This window comes from Haliea salexigens DSM 19537, from assembly GCF_000423125.1.
In the GTDB taxonomy this organism is placed as follows: domain Bacteria; phylum Pseudomonadota; class Gammaproteobacteria; order Pseudomonadales; family Halieaceae; genus Haliea; species Haliea salexigens.
The window spans coordinates 1-24,316 of the sequence record NZ_KE383979.1 but is presented as its reverse complement, the minus strand read 5'-3'; the positions used below and the strand labels follow the sequence as shown (position 1 = coordinate 24,316).

Here is a 24,316-nt window from a genome sequence, read left to right as displayed (position 1 = left end):
CGCAGGAAATGGCGCAATGATGCCGTAGTTGGCGGTAAAGGCCAAATGCGCCGCGGGCTGGACAGAGGGCGACAGCCTGCGTGATGCTGTATATATGTACAGTACTATGATGGGGTATTTGCCCCTCCCGTTTCCGCATTTACACCCGGGGGACCCGTGAGCCTCTGGCTGTGTCTGCGTTTTCCCCTGCTGCCGCTGCAGTGCCAGACGCTCGATGAAACACAGCCCGTCGCAGTGCTGGAGCAGCAACGGGTCGTGTGCGCCAACGACTGCGCCAGCAGCCTGGGAGTGCGCGCCAGAATGGCCACTGCCAGCGTACGCGCGCTGGCGCAGGACCTCCCGCTGCAACTGCTGGCCCGTAACCGCAACAGCGAACAGCACTGCCTGCAGCAGCTGTGCTGCTGGGCCTACGGCATCACCCCGCGCCTCTATATCTGGCAGGAAGACTGCCTGCAGCTGGAAATTGGCAGCTGCCTCACCCTGCATCGCGGACTGCATACCTTGCTCAGCGGAATACAGCGCGCCCTGCAGGCCCGCGGCTACCGGGTGGAAGCCGGCCTCGCCCCAACGCCGAAAGCCGCCTGGCTGCTGTCGTTTCATGACGACGGCAGCGACACACAGCAGCCGGAGGCCTGGCAGGAGCGCATTGGCGCCCTGCCTCTGTCGCTGCTGCACACTTTCCCCAAAGCCGTGGCGGCGCTGGAGCGGGCCGGGCTGCGGCGCTTTGCGGACATATTCACCTTGCCTGAAGCGGCACTCACTCGCCGCTGTGGCCAGGCTTTTGTACATTACCTGCGGCAGGTGACAGGCCGGGAAGCGGACCTCGAGCCGGACTACCAACCGCCACAGCAGTTCAGCGACCAGTACTGGTTTGGTTATGAAGTCAAAACCACGGCAGAACTCCTGCCCGCCATTGAGCAGTTGCTGCAATCGCTGTGCGGTTTTCTGCGCCAGACACAATTGCAAAGCAGCCGCATCGACTGGCAGCTGTTGGCCGTGGATCGGCAAACGCAGAATCTGCAGGTGCGCAGCAGCAGCCGGCACAGTGACTGGGCGACCTGGTATCAGCTCACCCGCCTGCAACTGGACCAGCTCAAGCTGCACACCGGTATAGAAGGACTGGTGCTTGAATGCCGTGAACTGCTCACCGGTCACAGCGCAGGCATTGATCTGTTCAGCCCGCGTAACCAGCGCGAACCATTGCATGCACTACTGGACCGGCTGCGCAGCCGGCTGGGGCTGCAGGCCATAGCCACCATTGGCTGTCGCGATGAACACCTGCCAGAGCTCGCCCTGCACGTAGGCACAGAACCCGGCGAAGCGCCCACCCATGCACCAACCGGTACCCACCGGCCCTTCTGGCTGCTACCCGAGCCATTATCCCTGCCACACCGACATGGTGGCGAGCTGTACTGGGGCGGACGTTTGCAGCTGGTAAGCGGTCCCGAGCGCATTGAAGACCGCTGGTGGCAGCAACCGGTCAGCCGTGACTACTTCATTGCCCGGGGTCACGGCGGCCAGTATTACTGGCTGTTTCACGAACGTCGCGAGCGCCGCTGGTACCTGCACGGCCTGTTTGCCTGACCGTGCAGCACTCGCCGCAAAACCCGCTACACTATCAATATGAATTTATTATGACATTGAGGTGACAGCGATAGCGAAAGAGGCAACATTCGCTCTAAGCTGGACACATCATCAGGCAGGGCGCCCCGGGATGCCCTGCCGCTATAACAAGGGCGTTGGGAAACGCCACAAGGAGGTACACCATGAAACGCATGACCAAAGCACTGATTATCGCCAGTCTGCCGCTGTTTTCCGCCACCGCTTTTGCGGAAGTCACTCAGGATTGCATCCTCGAAGGCACTGTGGACAAGAAAAAGGCCGAGCAGATGGGGCGCGACGTCTACGTGGCGTTTCACTCATCCGAGCGGGCAGAGTCCGGCAGCAAATGCCAACTGGAACGTCGCAGCCGCATCCAGTTCAAGGAGCCCAAGAACGCCATGATTGAAAACGCCCCCGATGGCGCCAAGGTCAAATACCGCTACACTGAGCGCGACGACCAGGCAGGCGAATGGCAGTTGATGGGTATTTCAATGCCCTGAGTAGAATGCAGGCCGCGTCGCTACGGCGACGTGTGCCTGGATTGATCCACCATCAACAACTCATCCACCGCAAAGCCCAACTCCGCCGCCCGCGCCACAAAGCGCGCTTTCACCGCTTCATCCACCTCGGGTGTACGCGACAGCAACCAGAGGTAGTCCCGGTTATAGCCGGAGACGAAGGCGTACTCGTACCCCTCGCCCAGTTCAAATACCACATAGGACGAGTAGAAGGGGCCGAAAAAAGAGACCTTCAGGTGTGCTGTGGTTTCTTCGCCCACAAAGCGGGCAATGCCCTCGGCCTGCTCCCAGGTGGATGCCTCAGCCCGATAGCCCCGGTTCACCACCGCCACACTGCCGTCCTCGTTGCGGGCATAGCGTGCCGTGACGGCTTCCAGCCCCCGCTCAAAGGAATGGTCCAGACGGGCAATTTCATACCAGGTGCCAAGGTAGCGTTGCAGCTCGAAACCCTGCACCGGCACAACTCCCGGCGGCGCGCCAGTGCAACCGCCCAGCATCAGCAGCAGGGCCAACAGAGAGGCACGCGGTAATTTCACTCGTGGGCGATGGGTTTGTCTGTGAACAGGTAATCCCTGAGCTCATCATTCAGGACCGTGTCGCGGCGGCGAATCCACTCCAGCACCATGGCCGCGTGCTCTTTTTCCTCGTCGCGGTTGTGGCGCAGGATGGCCTTCAGCTCAGGGTCCTTGCAGGCATCCATGCGCTGGTTGTACCAGTCCACCGCTTCAAGTTCTTCCATCAACGACACGATGGCGCGATGCATGTCGCGGGTCTCGTCGCTCAATTCACTGATGGGTTCGTGATAACCTTCATTGGACATGTCGAACTTCCTGTGTAGTTTCAGAAAACAGCAGAAATACGGCAAACCACCGCGTGTTATCAGTGTAGCGCGTGATGCTGCCGGCGCCAAAGCATTGCCTGCAGCTCGCACTCATGTGCCACCGAGAGCCAGGCCGGCGCCGGCAAAACCCGCCACCAGCAACAGAATGGGCGGTCGCCAGCGTGCCAGCAACGCCCAACCCAGCAGTACCAGCAGCACATCCAGCCAGCCGTGGAACGCACTGCTGGCAATCGGGTTTACCCAGGCGGCCGCGAGCAGGCCCACCACCGCTGCATTGACCCCGGCGACCACGCCCAGCACGCGGGGGCGCGTCGCCAGCGCATCCCACGCCGCCTGTATGCCCAGCACCAGCAGGAATCCCGGCAGGAAAATCGCCAACGTTGCCAGCAGCGCGCCCAGCACGGGCCTGACAGGCAGCAGCTCGGCACCCAGAAACGCCCCCAGTGAAAACATCGGCCCCGGCACCGCCTGTGCAGCGGCATAGCCGAGCAGAAACCGGTCCTCACTCAACGCATCGCCAAGTTGTTGCTGTAGCAACGGTAAAACCACGTGGCCGCCACCAAACACCAGGCTGCCGCTGTTGTAGAACTGACCGACCAGCCGCCACTCGGCGCCCAGCCCGCCGAGCCAGGGCAGCAGCGCAAACAACAGCAGGAAAACCACCAGAGGACGCCAGCGCAAAGCGCTTGTCACGCCCGTGGGCCGCGCGGGCTGAATTGCCTTCGCCGGCAGCACCACCGCTCCCAGCAACGCCGCACACACCAGCACCCCGTACTGCATCCAGGCGGATGCACTCCACACCAGCAACAGGCAGGTGACCAGCGCGAGGACCGCCGCAAACCAGTGCCGGCAAAAAGTCTGCGCCATGCTGCGTACTGCCTCTGCCACCACCACCGCCGCCAACAGCTTCAGGCCCCGCACCAGGCCGTTTAGCCAGGCCGCATCGGCAGCCTGCGCCGCAAACAGCGCCAGCCCCAACATGAGCAGGAAGGAAGGCAATGTGAACCCGACAAATGCCGCCAGCGCGCCGGGTAAACCCGCTCGCCGATAGCCGAGGGCGAACCCGATCTGGCTCGACCCCGGCCCGGGCAGAAACTGGCTCAGCGCCACCAGCCTGGCGTAGTCGGCAGCAGTCAGCCATTGCAGGCGCTGCACAAAGGTCTGCTGAAAATAGCCAATATGGGCCGCCGGCCCCCCGAAGCTGACACAGCCCAGCAACAGAAAACGCCAGAACACTTCAAACATGGCCGCCATGCAGTTTTCCTCTGCTAACCGCGCGACAACACCGCCGCTGCAGGCGCGCTACTCGCCATCAGCGGGCGCGGTGCTCGCGGCGCATCAACCTTGCATCGCGGGGAAGTCGATATATCCCGCATCGCCGCCACCGTAGACCGCCGCGTCTTCTCCTGGCGGGTTGAGTGGAGCACCCACCGCGAAGCGCTCGACCAGGTCCGGCGTGAACATATAGGGCCGCGCGATGGAGACGGCCGCCGCCCCACCCGCCGCCAGCACCGCCTCGCTGCGATCGCGATCATAGCCTCCGTTCAGCACCAGTGGGCCACGGTATGCGGACCGCACGTCATCGGTACCGAAACCGTCCTGCCTTTGCGGCGCACTACCGCTGACCGAGGACTCGTAAACGCTTTCAACAATTTCCAGAAACGCCAGGCCACGCTGGTCGAGCTGTGCGATGGCATGCTGATAAAGCGGCGCTGGCTGGCTGTCGTGGCAGTCCCAGGTCGTTGAAAAAGGTGACAGACGCACCGAGGTGCGCTCGGCGCCCACCTCGCCGACCACCGCGTCCGTGACCTCCAGCAGGAAACGACAGCGATTTTCAACGCTGCCGCCGTACGCATCGCTGCGCTGGTTGACACCATCGCGCAGGAACTGGTCAATCAGGTAGCCATTGGCACCGTGAATCTGCACGCCATCAAAACCGGCATCCAGTGCATTGCGCGCCGCCTGCCGGAAATCATCCACCACCCCGGGAATCTCATCCAGCCCCAGCGCACGTGGCTGTGAGGTCGGCACGAACCCCTCTGTCGTGAAGGTGCGAATGCTGCCGCGCACGGCCGATGGCGCCACAGGTGCCTCACCATCCTTCTGGAACACCGTGTGAGACACCCGCCCACAGTGCCAGATCTGGCAGATAATACGCCCGCCGGCGCCGTGCACAGCCTCGGTGACGGCCCGCCAGCCGGCAATCTGCTCGGCGGTATGAATGCCCGGCGTGGCGAGGGTGCCCGTGCCCTGCTGCGAAATCTGCGTGGCCTCGGTGATGATCAACCCAGCGCCCGCGCGCTGGCGGTAGTACTCCGCCATGGACGGAGTAGGCACACGGGAGGGCGCGCGGGCGCGGGTCATGGGCGCCATCAGGATGCGGTTTTTCAGTTCGATCGCCCCCAGGCGAACAGGGTGGAGCATGGCCAATGTCATAGTGGGTTCCTGTCAGATAGTGGCCCGTCATGGTATCTGCCGATGCCGGCAATGACCTCGTAGGGCAGCGCATCAGCTGCCGCTGGTTCAATAGATTGGCAGCAGTGGGGGTGCCTCATGAGTCCGACGACAAATCCGTAACCGCACCGAGACCCGCGGGTGTATCAGCTGCCGTGCGGGTGGCCTCCCAGGCACGAAAACGTTTGAGGTCACCGTCCAGGCTGCGCAGCGTCCAGCCCAGGATCGCAGCGTCATCCAGCAGGCCAAAGCCGAGCAAAATATCCGGGACAGCATCCACCGGCATGACGAAATACACCACTGCCGCAACCAGCATCAGCAGGGATTGCCAGGGGATTTCACGGTAGACGCCACTGGCATAGGCGCGCACCAGGCGCAGTGCATCCTGCACCGACTTCCCTATTCCCGCCAGCGCACCGCTGCGGGCCGCCGCCTTTTCGCCGGCGGACGCCGCCAGTGCCGACAAGCCACCGGGCTGTTCTATCAGCGCGCGCGCACGACGGCTGGCGCGGGCATAGGCCCGGCTATTGCTAGCGCGGGGCGTTTCTCTCTCGTCACTCATACTCTGTGCTCCCGCCGCGTGTCACAGCGGCGTCAGGGTGTACCCCTGCTGCGGAAAGTGCAGGTGCAGGTTGCCCAGGCCAGGCTCCTCGCGTGCCACAATCCAGCACTGTGGTGCGACGCCCACCAGCACACCCTCGGTGGGTACCTGGGCGTAATCCTGCGGTGCGATACTCACCCGCGCACCCACCCTCGCATCCCGCTGCAGGGGCGCCGGAATCGCACGCGGCTGCGTATCTGCAGCCAGCTGCAGCGCGTTCTGCACAGACACTGCCGTACTGGCGCCATCGCCAAAGGCCCGCATGCGGGCCATCCACTCGAGCACCCGCGGAAACTCTTTTAACAGCGGCGACTCTCCCAGATCGTGCAGAAACCACAGGCCATGATAGGTGGAAAAATCAGCGTGGTTTGGCGCCGCGCCGAACAGGAAATCGGCGTGCAGCTGCCTTTCCACTGCAGCGAGATGCTCGGTGACAAGGGCTTTCGCCGCGCGACGCCCGGGCACACTCACCGCTGCCTTGCGCCCCATGGCCAGTCGGTCAAGCATGAAGCGTCCGATCTCCAGCCACGACATCTGCGCGCGCACCTTGCGTCGCAACGCCGGAGTACCCCCGGTCAGCACACAGGGGAAAAACAGTTCGCCATCCGCCCGCGCGGCCCAGGCTGCGGCCTCGTCATCAAGGTTTTCCAGCGCCAGCGCAGGTTTACCGGCAAGCGTAGCGATCTCGGCAGCTATCGTGCGCGAGTCGCAAAAAATATCTGCCCCCCGCTGCGCCACCGGAATCCTGCGATAGCCGCCAACCAATCGCGCAAGGTGCGGCCTTGGCGGCATCTCGCGGGTCAGGGCGGATTGCCAGGTCAACTCTGCGTAACCCAACATACTGCGAATTTTCTGGCTGAAAGGTGACAGCGCATAGTGGTGCAGGATGAGTTCGGACATGGTCTTCCCTTTCAATAAGCCGGGTGATCAGGTTGGTTCAGGTAAGCGTCCAACACATCGCAGGCCTCCTCGCCGAGGATCTGCGTCTGGCCAATTTTTCGCTGCGCCGCCGGCAGGGCCAGCTCCGTATAAAAGCGGCGATCATCAAAGCCCACACGCTCCGCATCAGCAATGGAAAAGCCGAAGTACACATGACGTAAACGGGCCCAGTAAATCGCGCCCAGGCACATGGGGCAGGGTTCACCACTGGTGTAGATGTCGCAACCCTCCAAGCTGAACAGGCCCGCCTGCGCACAGGCATCGCGAATCGCCATGACTTCACCGTGCGCGGTGGGATCGCTCGACGCAATAACGCGGTTCCAGCCTTCACCAACAATGGCGCCGTCACGCACAATGACCGCGCCAAATGGGCCGCCCTCTCCGGAATCCGCCGCGTGGCGCCCCAATTCAAGGGCGCGGCGCATAAAACCGTCGGCCTCTGCAGACAGGCTCATGCTTTCTTCACAAATTCGGATTTCAGCTTCATGGCCCCAATACCGTCAATTTTGCAGTCGATATCGTGGTCGCCTTCTACCAGGCGGATGTTCTTCACCCGTGTGCCCACCTTCACCACCAGCGAAGACCCTTTGACCTTGAGGTCCTTTATCACGGTGACGGTATCACCATCAACCAGCGGATTGCCGTTGGCGTCACTGATCACCGGAGTATCATCCGGGGCTTCGTTGCCCTCCGTGGGGCTCCACTCATGGCCACATTCAGGGCACACCAGAAAGGCGCCCTGCTCATAGGCGTAGGGCGACTGGCATTCGGGACACGCGGGTAGATCACTCATTATTCAAGAACTCCAGATCGGTGCCCTGTACTTCCAGAGCCCTGAGTATGCGCTGCTCACTGCGTGGCAGCGAGCGCTCGGTAGCCTGCTGCAGCAGGCGTTCACGTGCATCGCGGTCGAACCAGCGACCATCGCTGACCACGGCCACGGGCTCTCGCAAAACAGACAGGTCCTGCAGCGGATCACCGGGCAACAACAACAGATCGGCCTCAAAACCCTCGACTACGCGCCCGCTGCGGTCGGCGCGGCCGAGTACCTGTGCCGCGTTCACCGTGGCGGAACGCAACACCGCAGCTGGGGGCAGCCCCGCTGTCTGCAACAACTCCAGTTCATCCAGCAGCGACACGCCCGGGACATTGATGAAAATGCCCGCATCGGAGCCGGCCAGTAGCGTCACACCCGCCCGATACAGGCAATTCGTGGCCTTGAGGTAGAACGCCTCGTGCTGTGCGCGGTAGGTCGCAGGCTGGCTGCTCCAGAAACTGTAGAGCGGCTGCTCCATCTGGGCGATAAACGGGTTCAGGGTATCGACGCCCGGCCGCTGTAGATAGGCACCGTCACTGCGCGCCACTCGCAGCAGGTTGTGGTGCGCCACCAGCGTTGGGGTCACAGGTACATCGACGGCGGCAATGTCCGCCGCGAGCCGGCACATCGCCGCTTCATCGAGGCGCTCACCGAGCCCGTGCCAGACGATGCTTTCCACATGCTCGATGCTGGTAAGCCGATCATCAAGCACGGTATCGAATGGAATAACGAAAGGCCGCTCTGATGGTATGCCATCATGGCGTGGCCCCTCCGGCGTATGGCCCATCACGGTCATATCCAGCTCGGCCGTGGCGGCAAGTATGGCCTCGTAAGCTTCGGGACCCAGATTGGAGTAGACCTTCACGTGCCGGTAGCCCTGCGCATGCTGCTGCGACACCGCAGCGCGGGCCTCGGCGGCGGTGTTCACAATGACATGATTGGGCTGCACATTGGGGCCTGCGCCGTTCAGAATCGGGCCAGTGGTGATGATCTCAGGCCCGGCCAGGCGGCCTGCCGTCACTGCCGCCGCAAGATCCAGCAAGAAGGGCATGCCAGAGGCATTCCGCACAGTGGTTACGCCGTAGGCGAGGTATGCTGGCAGTTCTGCCTCATCCCACACATGCACATGCATATCGACCAGACCGGGCATCAGTACCTGACCCTTCGCGTCAACCTCACGCGCACCTCGAGGGGCGACCACACTGTCCGTTGCCCCCACCTGCTGGATCTTGCCACCGGCAATCAGCACCGCCTGCCCGGGCTGCAATACGGCACCCTCCCCGGTAAAGTTCAGCACCGACGCATTGCGCACCACCACCGGAATCTGCGCAGGCAACAGTGACGGAGGAGCCGCCGCATCGGCAAACACCGCTATCCGGCAGTCCGGTTCCACCTCCGTTGCGCGGCAGAGCTCTACCGCCTTGTTCGGTGGTCCATTCAGCGCGTCGTGCAGCGCGGGCCAACTCATAGTGGAAATGGCTTCGCCATCCAGCGTGAGGTAGTGACCCGGCTGCATACCGGCAAGGTCGGCCGGAGAGCCCGGCTGCACCATCCACACCCGCATGCCGCCCTGATGGGGCACGCCCCAAAGGCCGAGATAACCGCGTTCAGGCGCGCGAAAGCTGTCGGCACGGGGCACGGCGATCAACCGCTTGCCCGGATAGTCCACTGTGTAGGTGAAACGGGACAACAGGCGGGAACCGAGCCGACCCTGACGCCCCATGCTGGTACCATCATCGGAATAATTGGTCATGAAGGGACCGAGCACTTCGTTGCCCAGACGAACCGCATTGCCAAACTGTTGCAGGTTCTCGATGTTGCCCTGTACCCCCCGACCGGTGTTCACCCAACCAAATTCCGGGCGCTCGATCCCGGGTGCACTACCGGGTATCAGCGACAACCACCTGGTCATGCCGGTGTCCACGTGCAGATCGGCCAGCACCTCCTGCTGCTGGCCCGCTAACCGCAGGGGCAGCTGTACGTAGGCATCGTAGGCGCGCACCTCGAGCGGCAGAACAAACGCATTCTCCGGCACCGTCACCGCATCCGAAGTCAGGAAACGCAGGCTGCCAGAGGCCGTATCCACCTCAATGGCAAAGCGTGAGAACAGGTCGTAACCAATCACGCCATCTACCGCGAAGTCGGCATCGGTTCCCAGCGGCGGCAGGGTCGCGGCAGGCAGTACCGCCACGGTCATGCCCTGCAGGGCGACAGGGCCGAAGTCGAGATCGACATCGGTGGCGAGAAACGCCTCGGGCCTCGCTTCATCATCGCCCGCGCCGCCCACACTGATGGTTTCTGAGCCCTTGAGGGCCAGTTTCCGGGTTTTCTCATGTAGAAAGATGGCGGTAGGGGTGGCGCCGGTGTCGACGATGAAGCGGAAACCGGGCACACCATTGACGCTGGCTTCCACCACCGGAAACAACGGCACGGGTAACAGGCTCAGCGCGCTTCCGCTGCCATCAAAGGACACCTCGGCCTGCGGGTTACCCACAGGATAATTGCTGCAGGCTCCCAGCAGGGCGAGCAGTGCAACGCCAGTCCCTTTATACAGAAGGTCGCGAATTCGTGTGCACCAGCCCGCCATGGAGACGCGCTTCATGGCAGTGCCTGACAGCGTACGTTCGCCGCGTCAGCCCCCCGTGTCACCCGTGCTTCTCCGTGATGTTCCCAAAAACTCAGGTCATCCCCCTGATAGCGCGCACCGCTGGCACTGCGTTGCAACGTCAACAAGGAGAGCACATCACCGCGCCGGACAATCATGGTCGGCGGTTCAGTTGTCAGAAAATGTACATTCAGGGTCGCAGCCTCGGCGCCATCGCACACATACTGTACAGGGTCCGTATCGGCTGCCAGAGCCTGAATGTATGCGCACCAGGGCGCCGAACCGCGCACGGGCAACCCCCTCAGCCCCCGAACACCCAACCGGAACTCGACCACGGACTGCCATTCATCCGAACCTACATCCGGCCCATGACCACTGCCATCTCCGGTGCCCAGGTTGGTTTCCACGGCCTGCGCCCACCCCGCAGCACACAAGGGCGGCCCCACAGATGGCGCCTCAACAGCGGCACAGGCTGTCACGCTCACGAGCAGGCCCGAAACAACAGCGGATCGATACATGGAACTCTCCTGTTAGCCGTGCCCCAGCCAGATGGACGTGACCATCGTGAAAGCGAAACCCAGCACCGCGCCCAGCGGCGGTGCCCAGTGCTTATTCAAACGTGCCTGGGGAGCGATATCCTGGAACATCAGGTACACAATGCCACCGGCAGAGGCCAGCATGATGGCGCCAAGCACCGCAGGCCGCTCGCCGAGGAAGAAGTATGCGGACAATCCGGCCAGCGGCCCGAGCAAAGTCAACGCAGACATCACACCCAGGATCTTTACAGACGAATCGCGCCCCGCTGCCGCCAGTTCACGGTAAGCATTGAAGCCCTCAGGCAAATTCTGCAAGCCGATGACAATGGCCAGCACCAGCGCCAGGGATGGATCGGTGGCAATCAAGCCGCCCAATGCAATGGACTCGGGCACGTAATCCAACAGCAGCCCCAATAATTGCGGTGACTCGCGCCGCCGCGCCGCCAACAGCCGCTCCAGCAGGAAAACCGCCAGACCGCCGCCAACGAACAGCAATACTGCTGGAATGGTGTTGCCGAAACGCGCCAGCCCTTCGGGCAACAGCACCTGGAACACAGCGCCCAGGAGTAGGCCGCCGCCGAGCGCGATCAGGAAGTGCCGCACCTCTTTTTCCAGCCACTGCCGCTGAATACGCTCGAAGCTGGCAATCCAGCCGCCCAGCGGTATGCACACACCGGCCGCAAAGGTCAGCACAACAATGTAGGCAACGCCGTCAACCGCCACGGTTACGCGCCACGAGGATGGAGCAGAAAGAGGATCATGCTCACATTGTGCGGGAAACAAAGGAATGGCCGCAAGCGGCGTTGTTGCCGCTGGCGCTCACGCCTCTTACTATGCAGGTACCTCGATGTCGATGGCACACAGGACGCACCAGCTCATGCAAAAACACACTTCATCAGTCGCACTCCGCCGCGCAACACGATGAGCGTGTATGGACTCCTCCTCTATTGCAAGCACTTTTTTGATCACGAGAAGGTACGACTGCCTACGTGTATCCGGTCTCTCCAATGATGCCGTTTTATAGGCATCGGACCCTGAAGGGCTATTCGCACGCCGGTTCCCAATCGCTTACACGAGCTCGTGGCTCCACGCTCATAAAGGGTTTTCCCGGCGTCGGTTCGACCTGTTCGCCATCAATCAAAATGCCATGCAATCGCGGTGTTGGATGTCTCCCTTGGAAACTCTGTTTGACTCACTTTGTGTGCCACGTTCAGACGGCACCTCACATGCTGGCTGCAGCCAGGTTGTTGTCATAGTCCGTGTCGTTGTGCACCAGCGCCCAGGCAATTCGGGCTGTTTTGTTGGCCAGTGCTACCGTTGCCACATTGACATGCTTTCGGGAGGCAAGGCCTTTAAGCCAATGACTCAGTCCGTCGTCTTTGCCATCAACATGACGCAACACGGCTCGTGCTCCATGAACGAGCAGCTTGCGCAGGTAACTGTCGCCGCGCTTGCTGATCCCCAGCAGACGATCCCGACCCCCGGTGCTGTGCTGTCTGGGCGTCAACCCAAGAGAGGCGGCGAAGTCCCGTCCTCTGCGGAAAGCCTTCGCGTCGCCCAAGGCGCCCGACAAGGCACTTGCTGTGAGCGGCCCCACGCCACGCAAGGTCATCAAACGTTGCGCCACAGGATCTTGCTTGACACTGTCAGCGATCCGCTCGTCAAGCTTTGCGACGCGATCATCCAGGTGCTGGAGATCCTCAGCCAGCCCATTCAGCAGAATGCGGAAACTATCGCTAAGTCCGTTCTCGGCGTCTTCCAGCCATGTTGGTAAGGCCCGGCGGAGCTGCTGGATGCCCACCGGCGCGACAATGCCGTACTCTCCCACCAGTCCCCGGATCTGGTTGGCTTTGGCGGTACGCTGTCCCACAAGCTCTTCCCGGATACGGTGCGCTGCCTGAATGTCCTGCTGGGCAACCGTCTTGGGCGCGACATAACGCATGTTCGGCCGGCTCATGGCTTCGCAGATCGCCTCCGCGTCCACCCGGTCATTTTTGTTACTTTTGACATAGGGCTTCACAAACTGTGCGGCAATCAACCTGACGTGATAACCCCGCTTCTGCAGTTCCCGGGCCCAGTAGTGAGATGAGGCACAGGCTTCCATGCCAATCTCGGCACCGGCCGGTACTTTCCGGCTGATCGCATCAAGCCACTTGTGGCGGGAGTATTTGCCTTGCCATTGAGTTTGATCGTGACGGTCTACGCCGTGCACGTGGAAGACTGACTTGGCAATATCAACACCGACGCGGATAATATTCATCTGGGCTTCTCCTCATCTTCATGATGGTTGGCTTATCACTCACCATTTTGGCACGTAGATGCCGGTTAGGTGAGGAGGAGTCCATCCCATTGTTTACATTCATCTCGCAGCGGCGCTATGGGTGTTGGCGATCGGCGCGTTCCAGCTCGCCTCCACCAAAGGCACACCGCGGCATCGAGTGCTAGGCTGGTCGTGGATGGTGGCAATGATGGTGGCAGCTCTCTCATCGTTCTGGTTGACCAGTCATCTCGATTGGTTCATGGGCTATGGGCCCATTCATCTGCTGTCGATCTGGGTCATCATCTGCGTGGTGATTTCTGTCAGTGCCATACGGTGCGGCAATATCCGGCGCCACAGGGGGTTCGCTGTCGGAGCCTACCTGGGCACGCTGGGCGCCGCAGTGGGCGCGCTCGCCATGCCGGGACGATTGCTGTACACCTACTTCTTCACCTGAGTAATCCGCGGGTTTAGTGGGAGTCCCTGCTTGCCTGCAGCGCGCTGACCGCTGACCACACCGACACTCCGTAGGGCACAAGATACGTCAGCAGCACCTTGGCCAGCGCCTCGCCGCTGAGCGACCCAGCCAGCAGGCTGTCACCGTGATTGATCAATGCCAGCAGTGTGCCCACCAGCGCCGCCACTTTGAGCGCCCGCACCACCACCGGGCGCGAAAACGCGAGTTGCAGGCGACCGTCCGGGCCGCCCGGTGGGCTAGGATGCGGCGTTCGAAGCTTCATGGACATGCACCGACCGGCGCGCGATTCCCCCCGTCATTTCACCAAAGCCCCTGCGCAACTGAGCACCAAAGAGCAAGCCGACCACCGGAGCGAACCACCCCTCCAGCCGAAACACGGATTCATAGTGGGTACCACCCGACGCTGTTGCACTCAGACGGTGCTGCCGCGTGCTGGTCAGAGCACCGAGCGGGGCCTTGATGCCGTAATCCAGCAACTTGCCTTCCTCATTGCGCCAGATCGTTTCCGTCTGCGGTTGCGTCATGAACGGCAACACCCTCACCTTCATGTGGATGGGGTCTCCCACGCGAAAGGTGGAATCGCAGGATACAACGAAGGTATTCCACAGCGGATAGTCCTCGGTGTTGGTAATCACCCCCCAGACCACTTCCGGTGGAGCCGCTATATCTTCAGATAACAGTATTTCAAACATCGCCAACCCTTAACAATCAGAACGTTTCATTTTCATCGTGCACGGAAACCGACAGCTCACCATCCATACTCATGGCCACATGAAACAGAATGGGACGACAGCAGACCTGGCAGTCCTCGATGTACTGCTGCCCGGCTTCACTTTCATCGATCAATACTTCAATGGACTCGCCGCAGTAGGGGCAGTCCAGATGCTGCTGGTGTAGGGCCGACATTTTTCCTCCTCAACGGCTGCAGGCAAGGCGCGCTCGTCACCTATGGGTTCTGGCGCCGCGAACGTTCACACGTCGGTCGCGAAAGTATCGCATTCGTTGATGTCGCCGCTAGCGAAACCGCGACGGAACCATTCCACCCGCTGCGCCGAGGTGCCGTGAGTGAAGCTGTCGGGCACTATGTCGCCACCGCCGCGGCGCTGCAAGCGATCATCGCCAATGGCGGAAGCGGCCTGCAGGGCCTCCTCCAGATCTCCCGGCTCGAGCATCTGGCGAAACTGCTGTGCAGCGTAACCCCAAACACCCGCAAAGCAGTCGGCCTGCAGTTCCTGGCGAACAGACAAGGCGTTGACTGCCGCGCGCGACTTGCCCTGGCCACTGGCACGGACCTGCTGGCTGACCCCCAGTAAGGTTTGCACGTGATGCCCAACCTCGTGCGCAATGACGTAGGCCTGTGCAAAATCACCCGGCGCACCCAGCTGACGATCAAGGTCACGAAAGAAACCGAGGTCCAGATACACCTTGCGATCAGCCGGGCAATAAAACGGACCCATGGCGGAGCTGGCAGAACCGCACGCAGAGGCTACGCGCTGGCTGAACAGTACGAGCACCGGTTCCTCATAAACACCCCCCATGGCGGCAAAAATACGCTGCCAGGTGGCCTCTGTGTCCGCCAATACCACGGCGACAAACTCCGCGAGCTCCTGCTCTTGCGGTGCGAGAGGAGCCGTTGCCGACGCATTGCCGGTGCCCGGCGACACCTGCAATATATCGATGCCCAACATGCGTGCACCGACAAACGCGGCCACACCCAGCCCCAGCAGCACACGGCCCGCCCGACTGCGCAACAACCAGGGCAATAAACGCACAACCAGCATGAGGCCGGGCACACCGCCAGCACGGACGGGCTGACCCCGCCGATCTTCGACATTACTGCTCCGTCGCCTGCCCCGCCAATCCATACCCTGCCCTCAAGCGACCACAATCAAATTTTACACGGAGGATAGACTAGAGAGCCCGCCCTGAACAACGAAGCCTGCGAGGGTGTTTGACACCGGGTTGACCCAGACCCCGCTGGTGAGCTGGCAGTCAAATGCATCCAGAAGCATGTGTATGCACAGACCCAGCCCCACCAGCCGGCTTGCCGGGAAAACACAAAGCAGCACATACACACCCACCCACCAGGGCTGGTGCAATGGGTGAAAACCGATACTGCACCGACCGGGATCATACATCGGGCTTGCCAGAACGTGATCGATATCTACCAGCATGGTGACAATCATCACCACCGATGCGTACTGCCAACGACGGCGAAAAAACACGGCCGCCACAACCAGTGGCACGAGAAAGTGCAGCGCGATGTGCAACATGGCCGGCGCTATATACGCTGGCTTAACGCGTCACACGCGTCGCCGGCTGATCGTCCTTGAGCAGCTCCTGACGCTTGCGCTCATACTCGTCGTACGACATGCCGGTTTCCCGCATGCACTCCTCATATTCGGGCTGCGGTAGTTTACTGCACTCGAGTTGGCGGTTTTGCTGCACCGCCGAATAAACCTGCTCGTTGCTGCAGGCAGCAACTGACGCCAGCAACGCGGCGACAAAGATGTATTTCATAGGGGCGCCTCTTCAGCCTCATGTATGCCTGAGTGTTTGCAGCACCACAGATCGCTCACGCAGCGGCCATCCTGAGCGAGACCGGTAAACGAAAGGAGCCCGTCAAACCTGAGAGCGCCCCCAAGGTGACGGTCGGTCAAATGTGGCAAGGTACAGATGCTCCACTTTGTCCCTGGCCCACTGGGTTTTGCGCAGAAACTTCAGCGATGACTTGATTGACGGGTCGTTCTTGAAGCAATTGACATCAATTCTCTGCGCCAGCCCATCCCAGCCATAACGATCAACCAACCGGGTTAACGCCATCTCGATGGTAACGCCGTGCAGCGGGTTGTTGGGTTGCTCCTGGCTCATATTAGGCTACGGCGCATGAGTTTGATGATCAGGCTCTTTCAAGCCGAATTGTAACTCAATGGTTTCAAAGGGCGTGCGCCCCTCCCAGGCCATCTCGATAATTCGTGATTCCTCGCCTTCGCGCAGCATTGCCTTACTCTGACATCTCACGCGCCAGGTCGAAATCCTTGCAGGATATACCGTCTGCATCGTGTGTTGTCAGATCAACAACCACCTTGTTGTAGACGTTGAACCATTCAGGGTGGTGATTGGCCCGTTCGGCGAGCAAAGCCACTTTTGCCATAAAAGTAAAAGCCGCAACAAAGTCCGGGAAACTGAATTCCCGGTGCAACTTGCCATCTTTGATGCACCATGCGCCGTTTGAGAGCTTGTTCAGCTCAGCCAGGGAAGAGTCCAACTCGCTTGGGCTACAGGCTTCTGTCATTTTTCCTCCTTTTCAGCTCTCGCGGTGAATGCCACAGATCTTGTGGCCATCGGGGTCGAGAAAATAGCACAGGTGCATTACGCCCATGGTGCTTTCCCGGGGGCCTGGTGGATCCTCAACACTGGTGCCGCCATTGGCTACGGCAACATCGTGCAGCTGCTTGACCTGCTCAGGTGAATTGCAGGCGAAGCCGATGGTGGAGCCATTGGCGGTGGTTACCGGTTTGCCATTGATGGGTTCACTCACACTGAAGTTGGAACCACCGTGGATGTAAAACAAGCGCGTTTGCCCGGTATCGTTCTTGTGCTCCATGGGCGCTCCAGCCCCGAGCACGCCGAGAACAGCGTTATAGAAGCGTTTCGATTGCTCGATGTTGTTGGAGCCGATCATGACATGGCTAAGCATTGCGGTGTTCCCTCTAAGTTATGCAAAGTAAACGTTATGTTCCGGCGAATCGTGGCTTATCTCTCGACCAGCTCGACCCGGCGGTTTTTCTCCCGCCCAGCATCACTGCCGTTAGAGAAAACCGGAACCAGTGGCCCCACACCATGCGGTTGCAAACGACCTGAAGCGATATCGTAGTCGTTTTTTAACGCCTCCACCACGGCGCGAGCGCGGTCTGCAGACAGCGTTCGATTGTAGTCGAACGTACCCTTTGAATCGGTGTGACCAACCACATAAAACTGCTTCTCCGGATTGGCCCGCAAATAGCTCACTATCGCCTCAAGCGCCACGCTCGACTCGGCTCTGAGCGTCGCCTTGTCAAAATCAAACACGATGCCATCCAGAACCACACGCCCGTACTCCGCAATATCGGAGCCGATGGCCTCGGCGTCTACCACCACCAGGCCGGTTTCGGCAGCCTCGACCTCGACAATGTCGATCAACGTGCCGACGTAGTTTTTCGCGTGTTGCTCTACATACGCAACAACATACACCAACCCGGCAGCGCGCTCCTTACTGGCCACAATTGCCCCCGCACCGCCGGAAGAGGATGTCCCTGCAAACAGCGTGTTCACCGCCCCTGGCTTGGCGACAGGATTGGCACGAAACGTCACCTCCATCCACTGCCCGGAGCCAATTGCAACGCCCTTGCGATCCAAAGACATGCCTTCTCCGATAATATCGAAGCCTTCCTGCCTGAGCGCATCCAGATAATTCTTGTAGATTTCGGAGAACGTGCGATCTTCACCTTCGTACTCGTAAAACGTTCGCGTAACCCTGCCTTCGGTTTCTATCCAGTCCGCAATGGCCCGATAGCCGGTGACCGGGCCCGTGGCCACCTTGTAGGGCTGGTAGTTTTCAATATGCTGCCAGGCGATGACCTGACCGGGATAGCGCTCGATCATCGGGTGCTCGATAACACCCTCAACATCCTGCGCCCTAACCACGCTGGCAACCGTGCACAAACACGCTACCATCAAAATTCTGCCGAGATGCCCCACCATGTCACCCCCTCCCCAAGGCCAGCAGCGGAAAAAGCACGCGCCTGCCGGATTCGGTCAATCTTGACAGCGACAGTGCGACCGCTGCCTCCAGCAAACAGTGTAGCAGTGTTTACCAGAGCGGGAAGAGTCGAGCCGGTACTCCCGGGTATCGCCTCAGGCGTTATACAGGGTCATCATGCCAATCAGGATAAAGCCGGTGCCCGCAACGTAGTGCAGGATTTTCTCGTCGATATATCCCGAGATCGCGCTACCAGCCAAAACACCCAATCCCGAAGCAACCACAAGCGCGGCCGACGCCGCAAGGAATACCGTATATTTGCTCACTGCCTTGTCGGCGGAGAAGAGCATCGTCGCCAATTGCGTTTTATCGCCGAGTTCGGCAACAAAAACCGATGCGAAAATTGTGAAAAATATTTTCCAATCCATAGCGTCAAGCTTCCAGGCGGCCCGCCATCAACGGGAGCGAAGGTCGGGTGAGTGATGTCCTTGATTAATCTCGCCAAGCCGGAAACGCCGGCAGCGAATTAAAGAAGTTGAAATCGTGGTTTGGCCACAACTCGGCATTCTCCGTCGCAGCGATCGCCTTCAGCCGGCGAATGCTATCGATGGCCAGTGCTTCATTATCCTGCCAGCAATACCCGGGAGCAACCTCGTCGGTCAGATTTTCCGTCAGATCCGCGGCATCCCCGCAGAGAATCACCGGGCGCCCCTTGGGCAATTCGACAAACAGGGACATATGCCCCGCCGTATGCCCGGGCGTGAACAGCGCGCTGACTCCGGTTGCCACTTCGTATTCTGAACTCTGCAAACGCCATGCATTTGCGCCCGCAACCTCATCTTCAAATATACCCCCATCCAGCCGGGTTGCGGCGGCACTGACCTCCTCCGCATGCACATGAACTTCGCAGCCCGGAAGGTCACACAGCCCTCCCGCGTGGTCGAAGTGCAAATGGCCGAGAAAAACTAGGTCTACATCCCTGGCGGACAGCCCCAGCTTGTTCAGGTAACTGGGAATACGCTGGCTCTCGTCCATTTCAGGCGGGTCAAACAGCTCCTGCATAGGGCCGTAGTACTTGGTCCGCAGCGCGGGGTTGGCGATCTTCTGGTAGTCGCACCCCACGTCATACAGAATACGACCATTCGGTGTTTCGATCAGATAGGCAAGAATCGGCGCGGTGATGTATTGCCCGTGCCCTCTGTTTCTCGTCGAAACGACCTTTTCATAGCGATGCGTGCCAGTGAGCAGGGGCCATATTCGTAATGCGCGCTGAGACATAGTTTTCTCCAGATGTCGCCACCGGACACCTTCAGACAAACAGACAGATCTTGTTGTGATCCAGGTCTCTCACATACGCGGCAAACCTGCCAGACCGAATACCGGGTTCCCCCTCACTCGTGCCACCAATTTCAAGCGCCTTGTTGTATAGGCGCGTGACCTCGGTATCCGAAGCAAGATTCAAGCCGACCATTGTGCCATTGCCGTGGGTGGCTCGCCCTCCGTCGAAGGGCTCAGCCACAGCAAACATGAAATCGCCATTTGCCCAAACAGTCATCCGTTCGTCCACATGGATCTGGTTTATGTCCGTGCCTGCAAACAAAGCATCATAGAAGCCCACCGCGTCGGCCAATGACCGTGTACCGAAGACAAAATAATTCATTTTCATAAGACGCCCCCAAGGTTTCTCGCTCCCCGCAGTCGGAGGCGGATTACGCTTTGCCAAACACCGAGTCGATCGCTGCCGTCACCTGGCCAAACAAGGCCCCGGTGCCTTGACCTATCTTGCTTTTGCACAAGCAATCTCGTCCAGAAACGCATTCGCCAACGCCTGAACGTTGACGTGCCGATTGTCTTTCCCATCACTCCACTTGCGGCAATACCAGCAAATGCGCTCAGCGATGGTGCCATCTGACGGCTCGTTCAGCTTCTCCCTCAAGGCCAGTATTTGCCTGCCTGACAAAACCAATGCCTCTGTTTCAGGGTCGGTCTTCGAACGCCGCTCCGGATAGGGATTGAAGTCGGGTACGCAGAAGACGAATTCGTTCTCACCCGCTGCGGCCAACTCCAGATGCGGAACGATACGTTCTCGCAGATCGCGCTCCAGCAGATCCAACTGAGCGTAGAGTTTTGACTTCGATACCATGGCAGCTAACGGCGCTCAGGAAACGTGACGTCCGGGCCACCCGGTTCATCGCGACAGAGGAAGCTCATGACCAGCGTTTCGAAAGCCTGCTTGCACTCAATCATCGCCCAGTGGCCACAGCGGGGGAAGGTATGCAGTTCACAGAGGGGGATAAGGCGCATCGGCAGGAGTGCGGCGTCCAGCGGTGTCACCCGGTCGTCGCGGCCCCAGGTGAGTAACGTAGGCGCCTGAATTGTGGCCAGGTGCTCGATGGCACGAGTAGGATGCTGTTCGCGCATCGCGGCGATCTGGCCGATGCCCTGGCGCGAGTAGATCTGCCGGGTGGCGGCCAGGGTGTTGGGCTCCATGGCCTGCTCCCAACGCGTGTCGATCAATTCGGGCGTGATCAGCGCCTGGTCGTAAACCATCGAGCGCAGCCAGGCTTCCAGCCGCTCCCGGCTGGGCGCTTCAGCGAAGGCCGTCAGGAGGTTGACGCCCTCGGCGGGGAACGGCGCAAACAGGTTGAGACCGATACCGCCGATACAGGTCAGGCTCCTGACGCGCTCGGGATGGGCGGCCGCAATATGCGAACCCACCATGCCACCCAGTGAATTGCCCAGCACGTGGGCACTGGGTGCACCCACGGCATCAAGGAACTCCAGGCAGGCCTTCACTGCCCCGGCGATTGGGTCACCCGCCAATGGCTGGCTGCCACCATAGCCAGGGAGGTCCACCACGAGGCAGCGGAATCGCCGGGAGAACCACGCCAGGTTCCCGGAGAAATTCGCCCACCCACTGACGCCGGGGCCTGAGCCGTGGATCATCAACAAGTGGGGGCCGCTACCCGCCTCATGGTAGTTGAGTGTGCCGTGGGACAACTCAACACTGCGCCGGGTGGTTTGATAATCGATGCTCATGGGAGCGCTCTTTCGGGTTAAGATAGCCACAGAGCTTAAACCAGTCGACTTGGCTGGCCAACAGCCGCGCGCAGCAATAACACCCGTCGGCGCTGTAAGTTGGGACCAGTTACCGTAACCGCTCGCGTAACTCCCGGCTGGCGCCCGCGGAGCCTGGGTAGCGCGACAAACACACTGTCAGCAGAATTTCGCGAGGTTCTCAATGAGCGATTCAGCAGACTCCGGCGGCTTTCTGGGCGCCGTGGGTGAAAGCATCGGCGGCTTCCTCGCGGAAGTGCCAGCGGTCATAGGCGAGTTTTTCAGCGGCATTGGCGAGGGTGCCGGGGTTCAGGGCTTCCTGGGCTGGACCGCCTTTATTGTCGGCATAGCCCTGCTGATTTCCGCGGCCCGCGGATTCTGGCAGGGGCGCATTGTCGGGCCAGCCCTGAGTGGCTTCATCGGCCTTGCAGCCATGGGCTGGGCGGTGATCTGAACAAGATGATCAGCACCCGATGGGTGCGGCCGCTGGACGCACGTCGCACCGGGGGCAAGCGCGTTTGACGCGTTAAATACCGTACTCTCGCTCCACCTTCGCAACACGAACCCGAAAACCGGAGTACCATTTTTTGTGGCCGAGTCGCTGCGCTTCCCGGTGTTCCGCGTTTCTTTTCCAGTGACTGATGGATTCCAGACTTTCCCAGTAAGACACCGTGATACCCAAATCTTCCCGCACGGACTCCACACCCAGGAAACCAGGCTGGGTTTCAGCCAACGCCAGCATCACGGCCGCCATTTCACTGTATCCATCGTCTCCTTCTGTGCGATGACTGGTGAAAATAACGGCGTAGTAGGGTGGCTCGGGGGTTTTGGCTATCTCTGACACTGATCTCTCCAGGTGGTTTATGCCGACCGCACAGGCAAAGCATCAGCTTTTCACTGCCTGCCAGGCTTGGTTGTGTGTGCAATCCTATGCGTCTACATCTACATTACGCCGCGGTTTGGGCCGCGGGAGCAACGGCGACCAGGCAGCACGCCTCTTGCTCTGAGACTCCACGCTCTCATCAACCATTGCTCGGTAAAACCGTTGAGATGAACTGATGCCATGGAGGGTTCTCTTGCGGGCACCAGATAGACTCAATATGTTCCCTGGCACTGGATGCGGACCATCCAAGATATTCGTATGCGTACATGGCGTAGAATGCTGATACCCGGTAGTTTGCTGCGCAATGGATCAACACCTTCTGTCCTTGGCAGGACGTCATAGCCTTAACAAATTCTGCGTAATCCCGCTCTGATGGAGCCGCAAAATCGACGGGAATGTAGAGATAACGAACGCCTTGTCCGGTGACGATATCTTCCTCGTTCTTCAAGGCATATTGATTGTGTTCTGGAAGCAGGTTGATGACGGCTTCATAGCCGCTCGTACGTAATTGCGAGAGCTGTTCCTCGCTCAAAAGTCCGGATGTAGAAACCGCTTCGTCGATAACCTTGAAATTGTATGCTTGATCAACGCTCATGATGCTTTTCCAGATAGCTACCGCAAGACTGTTCACAAAGCTGTTTACCGGGTAGCAGAGCCCTCAATGCGCATATGCGCGTCATCCACTCGAAGCAGCACCCAGGTCCCCCAACGAGTTCGACTCCGCCTCCAATGCGGTCTTGAATCGTACCGACTATCGCCCAGGCGTTCGCCGCCTCTTCTGCGCTTCTGGCATAGATTGCAGAGACTGCCGACAAACCCACGTTAGCAACCATTCCACTGGCGATAACCAGCCCGGACCAGATGAGTCCAAATGGCGTCGCGATTGCCATGAGAAGCGACTTGTCCCGTCCAGGCGGCGTAGGTACGTCCGCCAACAGTCAATCATTATGTGATTGTAGCTCAAGCCGGCAGCCCCTCGAACTTTGGCACCGCCCCTAACTCCTCATCCCAAGCAGCCTTGCTGGATGCGAAGATGTGCGCAGTTGGCAACATGTTGATTTCAGTGTCCAAACACCCTGCAGGAACGACGAGCAAGCCAGCGATCTGAGTGCTGGGTAAGCCTGAACCGCATAGCTTACAAAAGCTCTTGTGATGACGAGTGCCTGGAAGCGTGAACGAACTCACAGCATCCTCACCGGACCGCCAGACTAATTTAGCTGAACTTGAGAATAGATTTGCTGCATGCGCTGAACCTGTATCTTTTTGGCAGTGCTGGCAATGACACAGGTAAAAGCTGTCGAAGTCACCGTTTACCTCAAAACGCACGGTGCCGCAAAGACACGAACCGAAATAATCAGTCATCAGACTACCTTCCACGGTCTGTTGGGGGGAATTCACATAACACTGCCAATACAGGCGGCGCACACGTAGTGTAGGCCGCCCGGTGCAATGCGGACTATGCCCAAAGAGAGAAGGATAACGCAGATCGCCATGGCGAGTTTTCGTTTCATACGGCAAGTGCACCTTAAAGGTCAGTATACGCGCACTGAAAACCTCCAAGCCTGCGCGATAACTCTCACAGGCACATGACACCTGCAACAGCGGCGGGAAGCGAAGCGCCCCGTCTAGTGGGACGCTTGATTAATTAGGTAGCGCATTCTTTGCTCTATCAACGGCTGCGAGGATACCCTTCGCATCCTTGGTCCATTTGAACGGTTTGGCCAACGTGCGATTGTGGACTTTAATAAAGTCGAGTAATGCTGCTTTGAGCTCTGGGACGCTGGTGAAAACTCCGCGGTAGAGGGCGCGCCGTTCAAGCTGGGCAAACCAACCCTCTACTGCATTCAGCCAGGAGGCACTGGTCGGCGTGAAATGGAAGTGAATGTAAGGCCTGGCCTCCAGCCAATCTCTGATCTCTTTCGTTTTGTGGGCGCTGTGATTATCGAGAATGATGTGCAGGTCCTTGCCTTTCGGATGGCGCCTATCG

The 24,316-nt window shown here is 59.9% G+C and carries 36 protein-coding genes; 4 read left to right on the top strand and 32 right to left on the bottom strand.

The window, feature by feature from the left end; translation table 11 throughout:
- Window positions 1-156 precede the first annotated feature (156 nt).
- Together G533_RS0119590 and G533_RS0119585 are read left to right on the top strand one after the other, a co-directional pair.
- Complete coding sequence (locus G533_RS0119590) at window positions 157-1,584, top strand: Y-family DNA polymerase (protein WP_051230733.1); 1,428 nt, start codon at window positions 157-159, stop codon at window positions 1,582-1,584.
- A gap of 182 nt (window positions 1,585-1,766) precedes the next feature.
- Complete coding sequence (locus tag G533_RS0119585) at window positions 1,767-2,102, top strand: hypothetical protein (protein WP_051230731.1); 336 nt, start codon at window positions 1,767-1,769, stop codon at window positions 2,100-2,102.
- A gap of 20 nt (window positions 2,103-2,122) precedes the next feature.
- Here the strand turns inward: G533_RS0119585 and G533_RS0119580 are convergent, their stop codons facing one another.
- The 12 genes from G533_RS0119580 to G533_RS0119520 form a co-directional block, all read right to left on the bottom strand.
- A complete protein-coding gene (locus tag G533_RS0119580; protein ID WP_027951339.1) occupies window positions 2,123-2,656 on the bottom strand; it encodes a lipocalin family protein in 534 nt (177 codons plus the stop codon).
- On the bottom strand, window positions 2,653-2,940 hold the full coding sequence (locus tag G533_RS0119575; RefSeq protein WP_027951338.1) for an encapsulin-associated ferritin-like protein: 288 nt from the start codon (window positions 2,938-2,940) through the stop codon (window positions 2,653-2,655). Before G533_RS0119575 ends, G533_RS0119580 begins: the two co-directional genes overlap by 4 nt.
- A gap of 111 nt (window positions 2,941-3,051) precedes the next feature.
- Complete coding sequence (gene chrA / locus G533_RS0119570; protein WP_035529410.1) at window positions 3,052-4,215, bottom strand: chromate efflux transporter; 1,164 nt, start codon at window positions 4,213-4,215, stop codon at window positions 3,052-3,054.
- Between the two features lie 84 nt (window positions 4,216-4,299).
- A complete protein-coding gene (locus G533_RS0119565; protein ID WP_027951336.1) occupies window positions 4,300-5,397 on the bottom strand; it encodes an alkene reductase in 1,098 nt (365 codons plus the stop codon).
- 115 nt (window positions 5,398-5,512) lie between these two features.
- Entirely contained in the window at window positions 5,513-5,977 is a 465-nt protein-coding gene (locus tag G533_RS0119560) for a YkvA family protein (RefSeq protein ID WP_027951335.1), read from the bottom strand.
- A gap of 21 nt (window positions 5,978-5,998) precedes the next feature.
- Window positions 5,999-6,916: a glutathione S-transferase family protein gene (locus tag G533_RS0119555; protein ID WP_027951334.1), complete on the bottom strand. Its 918-nt coding sequence runs from the start codon at window positions 6,914-6,916 to the stop codon at window positions 5,999-6,001.
- An 11-nt stretch (window positions 6,917-6,927) separates the two neighbouring features.
- Window positions 6,928-7,410 carry a nucleoside deaminase gene (locus G533_RS0119550; RefSeq protein ID WP_035529406.1) on the bottom strand — a complete coding sequence of 161 codons (483 nt, stop codon included), beginning with the start codon at window positions 7,408-7,410 and terminating at the stop codon, window positions 6,928-6,930.
- Window positions 7,407-7,748: a zinc ribbon domain-containing protein YjdM gene (locus G533_RS0119545; protein ID WP_027951332.1), complete on the bottom strand. Its 342-nt coding sequence runs from the start codon at window positions 7,746-7,748 to the stop codon at window positions 7,407-7,409. The genes G533_RS0119550 and G533_RS0119545 overlap by 4 nt, the downstream gene beginning before the upstream one ends.
- Window positions 7,741-10,374, bottom strand: a complete 2,634-nt coding sequence (locus tag G533_RS0119540) for an amidohydrolase family protein (RefSeq protein WP_027951331.1) — start codon at window positions 10,372-10,374, stop codon at window positions 7,741-7,743. Before G533_RS0119540 ends, G533_RS0119545 begins: the two co-directional genes overlap by 8 nt.
- Window positions 10,371-10,895, bottom strand: a complete 525-nt coding sequence (locus G533_RS23745; protein ID WP_051230729.1) for an MliC family protein — start codon at window positions 10,893-10,895, stop codon at window positions 10,371-10,373. Before G533_RS23745 ends, G533_RS0119540 begins: the two co-directional genes overlap by 4 nt.
- A gap of 12 nt (window positions 10,896-10,907) precedes the next feature.
- Complete coding sequence (locus G533_RS0119525) at window positions 10,908-11,636, bottom strand: ZIP family metal transporter (RefSeq protein WP_027951330.1); 729 nt, start codon at window positions 11,634-11,636, stop codon at window positions 10,908-10,910.
- 499 nt (window positions 11,637-12,135) lie between these two features.
- The gene (locus G533_RS0119520; protein WP_027951329.1) at window positions 12,136-13,173 is read right to left on the bottom strand and encodes an IS110 family RNA-guided transposase; all 1,038 of its coding nucleotides are present in this window, start codon (window positions 13,171-13,173) and stop codon (window positions 12,136-12,138) included.
- An 88-nt stretch (window positions 13,174-13,261) separates the two neighbouring features.
- Here G533_RS0119520 and G533_RS0119515 point away from each other — a divergent pair, with 88 nt between their 5' ends.
- Complete coding sequence (locus G533_RS0119515) at window positions 13,262-13,627, top strand: DUF2306 domain-containing protein (RefSeq protein ID WP_027951328.1); 366 nt, start codon at window positions 13,262-13,264, stop codon at window positions 13,625-13,627.
- Between the two features lie 13 nt (window positions 13,628-13,640).
- Here the strand turns inward: G533_RS0119515 and nrtS are convergent, their stop codons facing one another.
- From nrtS to G533_RS0119435, 16 genes are all read right to left on the bottom strand, one after another.
- The gene (gene nrtS / locus G533_RS0119510; RefSeq protein ID WP_144079979.1) at window positions 13,641-13,910 is read right to left on the bottom strand and encodes a nitrate/nitrite transporter NrtS; all 270 of its coding nucleotides are present in this window, start codon (window positions 13,908-13,910) and stop codon (window positions 13,641-13,643) included.
- Window positions 13,885-14,340, bottom strand: coding sequence for an SRPBCC domain-containing protein (locus G533_RS23145; protein ID WP_051230725.1), 456 nt, complete (start codon window positions 14,338-14,340; stop codon window positions 13,885-13,887). Before G533_RS23145 ends, nrtS begins: the two co-directional genes overlap by 26 nt.
- Window positions 14,341-14,356: 16 nt before the next feature.
- Complete coding sequence (locus G533_RS0119500; protein ID WP_027951326.1) at window positions 14,357-14,554, bottom strand: CPXCG motif-containing cysteine-rich protein; 198 nt, start codon at window positions 14,552-14,554, stop codon at window positions 14,357-14,359.
- Window positions 14,555-14,619: 65 nt separating this feature from the next.
- The gene (ypfJ, locus tag G533_RS0119495) at window positions 14,620-15,513 is read right to left on the bottom strand and encodes a KPN_02809 family neutral zinc metallopeptidase (protein ID WP_027951325.1); all 894 of its coding nucleotides are present in this window, start codon (window positions 15,511-15,513) and stop codon (window positions 14,620-14,622) included.
- 30 nt (window positions 15,514-15,543) lie between these two features.
- Window positions 15,544-15,921, bottom strand: a complete 378-nt coding sequence (locus G533_RS23140; protein WP_240472473.1) for a DUF6122 family protein — start codon at window positions 15,919-15,921, stop codon at window positions 15,544-15,546.
- 22 nt (window positions 15,922-15,943) lie between these two features.
- Window positions 15,944-16,168 (bottom strand): hypothetical protein, encoded by a 225-nt coding sequence (locus G533_RS0119485; protein ID WP_051230723.1) that lies wholly within the window; start codon window positions 16,166-16,168, stop codon window positions 15,944-15,946.
- Between the two features lie 102 nt (window positions 16,169-16,270).
- Complete coding sequence (locus tag G533_RS0119480; RefSeq protein WP_027951323.1) at window positions 16,271-16,519, bottom strand: VF530 family protein; 249 nt, start codon at window positions 16,517-16,519, stop codon at window positions 16,271-16,273.
- 6 nt (window positions 16,520-16,525) lie between these two features.
- A complete protein-coding gene (locus tag G533_RS23135; protein WP_084639194.1) occupies window positions 16,526-16,648 on the bottom strand; it encodes a DUF2805 domain-containing protein in 123 nt (40 codons plus the stop codon).
- A gap of 4 nt (window positions 16,649-16,652) precedes the next feature.
- The gene (locus tag G533_RS0119470) at window positions 16,653-16,943 is read right to left on the bottom strand and encodes a 4a-hydroxytetrahydrobiopterin dehydratase (protein WP_027951322.1); all 291 of its coding nucleotides are present in this window, start codon (window positions 16,941-16,943) and stop codon (window positions 16,653-16,655) included.
- A 12-nt stretch (window positions 16,944-16,955) separates the two neighbouring features.
- Window positions 16,956-17,348, bottom strand: coding sequence for a VOC family protein (locus G533_RS0119465; RefSeq protein ID WP_027951321.1), 393 nt, complete (start codon window positions 17,346-17,348; stop codon window positions 16,956-16,958).
- 56 nt (window positions 17,349-17,404) lie between these two features.
- A complete protein-coding gene (locus G533_RS0119460) occupies window positions 17,405-18,292 on the bottom strand; it encodes an OmpA family protein (RefSeq protein ID WP_158413450.1) in 888 nt (295 codons plus the stop codon).
- Window positions 18,293-18,544: 252 nt separating this feature from the next.
- Window positions 18,545-18,817, bottom strand: coding sequence for a TMEM165/GDT1 family protein (locus tag G533_RS0119455; protein ID WP_027951319.1), 273 nt, complete (start codon window positions 18,815-18,817; stop codon window positions 18,545-18,547).
- 64 nt (window positions 18,818-18,881) lie between these two features.
- Window positions 18,882-19,667, bottom strand: a complete 786-nt coding sequence (locus tag G533_RS0119450; protein ID WP_027951318.1) for an N-acyl homoserine lactonase family protein — start codon at window positions 19,665-19,667, stop codon at window positions 18,882-18,884.
- Between the two features lie 31 nt (window positions 19,668-19,698).
- Window positions 19,699-20,055: a VOC family protein gene (locus tag G533_RS0119445; protein ID WP_027951317.1), complete on the bottom strand. Its 357-nt coding sequence runs from the start codon at window positions 20,053-20,055 to the stop codon at window positions 19,699-19,701.
- Window positions 20,056-20,166: 111 nt separating this feature from the next.
- A complete protein-coding gene (locus G533_RS0119440; RefSeq protein ID WP_027951316.1) occupies window positions 20,167-20,532 on the bottom strand; it encodes a hypothetical protein in 366 nt (121 codons plus the stop codon).
- A 5-nt stretch (window positions 20,533-20,537) separates the two neighbouring features.
- Window positions 20,538-21,428 (bottom strand): alpha/beta fold hydrolase, encoded by an 891-nt coding sequence (locus G533_RS0119435; RefSeq protein WP_027951315.1) that lies wholly within the window; start codon window positions 21,426-21,428, stop codon window positions 20,538-20,540.
- Between the two features lie 202 nt (window positions 21,429-21,630).
- Here G533_RS0119435 and G533_RS0119430 point away from each other — a divergent pair, with 202 nt between their 5' ends.
- A complete protein-coding gene (locus tag G533_RS0119430; RefSeq protein ID WP_027951314.1) occupies window positions 21,631-21,900 on the top strand; it encodes a hypothetical protein in 270 nt (89 codons plus the stop codon).
- A 72-nt stretch (window positions 21,901-21,972) separates the two neighbouring features.
- Here the strand turns inward: G533_RS0119430 and G533_RS0119425 are convergent, their stop codons facing one another.
- From G533_RS0119425 to G533_RS0119415, 4 genes are all read right to left on the bottom strand, one after another.
- Window positions 21,973-22,290 (bottom strand): antibiotic biosynthesis monooxygenase family protein, encoded by a 318-nt coding sequence (locus tag G533_RS0119425; RefSeq protein ID WP_027951313.1) that lies wholly within the window; start codon window positions 22,288-22,290, stop codon window positions 21,973-21,975.
- A gap of 178 nt (window positions 22,291-22,468) precedes the next feature.
- On the bottom strand, window positions 22,469-22,924 hold the full coding sequence (locus G533_RS0119420; protein ID WP_035529401.1) for a protein tyrosine phosphatase family protein: 456 nt from the start codon (window positions 22,922-22,924) through the stop codon (window positions 22,469-22,471).
- A 365-nt stretch (window positions 22,925-23,289) separates the two neighbouring features.
- The gene (locus G533_RS24365; protein WP_084639192.1) at window positions 23,290-23,691 is read right to left on the bottom strand and encodes a GFA family protein; all 402 of its coding nucleotides are present in this window, start codon (window positions 23,689-23,691) and stop codon (window positions 23,290-23,292) included.
- 279 nt (window positions 23,692-23,970) lie between these two features.
- Window positions 23,971-24,316: transposase (locus tag G533_RS0119415; protein ID WP_205622674.1), on the bottom strand; the 346-nt coding region annotated here is incomplete at its 5' end.